The sequence below is a fragment of the Halomonas sp. BM-2019 genome, assembly GCF_017584085.1.
The window spans coordinates 3,985,416-3,986,842 of record NZ_CP071922.1; the positions used below are offsets into that span (position 1 = coordinate 3,985,416).

Below are 1,427 nucleotides of genomic sequence, written 5' to 3' on the forward strand. Positions count from 1 at the left end.
TTGCCCGGGGCCTCGGCGGGCGGGGCCTCGGGCAGCTCCCAGTCGCAGGCCGGGGTCGGGCGGGCGTTGGGCAGCGCATAGCGCGCCGTCCAGGCCGTCAGCCCCATGGCCTCCAGGTACTGGAGCCGCTGCGGCTCGGTGGTCACGGCTGGCTGCCACCCCGGCAGTCGGGGGAGTCGGGGCGACTCTGGCCGCTGGCCTGCCACTCGGCGGGGGTGTAGAGGTGCAGCGCCAGGGCGTGAACCGGACCTGCCAGTTCGTCGGCCAGCAGGGCATAGACCTGCTGGTGGCGCTTGACGGGCATCAGCCCCGCGAAGCGCTCGGAGACGAGGGTCACCTTGAAGTGGGTCTCGGAGTTGGCCGGCACGGCGTGTCGGTGACTCTCGTTCTCCACCGCCAGAAAGGCGGGCGCGAGGGCCTGAAGCTTCTCTTCGATGGTGGCCTGGATGCTCATGGCGGCTCCCGGATTGATCGAGTAAAGGGCTCTTCGCAGACTGGCGAGCGATTCTAAGTTGCCGTTGCCTTTCAAGCATTGACGAAGCTTGAAGCTACTGGTGGGAGATCGGCTCTGCCGAGCGAATGGCGCCGCAGGCGCCCCGGCGGTGTTGCTGGCGTTGGAGCATGCCGCCAGGAGCCCTTCGGTCTCCATTCGCCGGGCAAAGCCCAGCTCCCACAGTAGCGTATCAGCCGTAACAGAGATTCACGCGAGTTGGCGGAGAGCAAAATTGGCCTTCCATTATACGCTCTCTATCGAGCGGTAACGATGCGGCTCACTCGCTTGAGGCGGTCTCCTTGGCGCTCCGCTGGGCGGCGCCGGCCAGGGGCACCCGGGCCAGGCTCGCGCCCAGCGCCAGCAGGGTGGCGAGCGTGCCCAGCCACAGGGTGGCCTGCAGCGGCATGCCGGTGGCCAGGAAGGCCCCCACCAGCGCCACCCCCAGCGACTGCCCCACGGTGCGCGAGGTGCTCATGATGCCGGAGGCGTTGGCGCTGCGCTCCCTCGGCACGGTGCTCATCAGCTCGCGGTTGTTGGGCGGCTGGAAGAGCCCGAAGCCGACCCCGCACAACAGCATGCGCCACAGCACCTCGACCACCCCCGCCTCGGCGGGAAGCCGCGCCAGCAGCGCCAGCCCCACCAGCAGCAGGGCGAGCCCGGCGCTCGAGAGCAGGCTGGGGTTCACGCGATCGGCCAGGCGCCCGGCGCGGGGCCCTACCAGCATGATCGCCAGGGGCCAGGGGGTGAAGAGCCAGGCCGTCTGAAGCGGCGTGAAGCCCATCTCCTGCTGGAACAGGAAGGAGAGCGCCACGAAGGCCAGGCCCTGCCCCACGAAGGCGGTGCCCTGGGCGGCCAGGGCCAGGCTGAAGCGCGGCTCACGGAAGATCGCAAGCGGCATCAGCGGATGGCGGGCGCGACGCTGGCGGCGCAGGAA

Annotated in this window: 2 protein-coding genes; both read right to left on the bottom strand. The window is 69.9% G+C overall.

The window, feature by feature from the left end:
- Positions 1–142: 142 nt before the first annotated feature.
- Positions 143–454, bottom strand: coding sequence for a BolA/IbaG family iron-sulfur metabolism protein (locus J5F18_RS19700; RefSeq protein WP_346300203.1), 312 nt, complete (start codon positions 452–454; stop codon positions 143–145).
- Positions 455–770: 316 nt separating this feature from the next.
- Positions 771–1,427, bottom strand: a 657-nt coding sequence (locus J5F18_RS19705; RefSeq protein ID WP_346300204.1) for an MFS transporter, incomplete at its 5' end; no start/stop codon positions are given.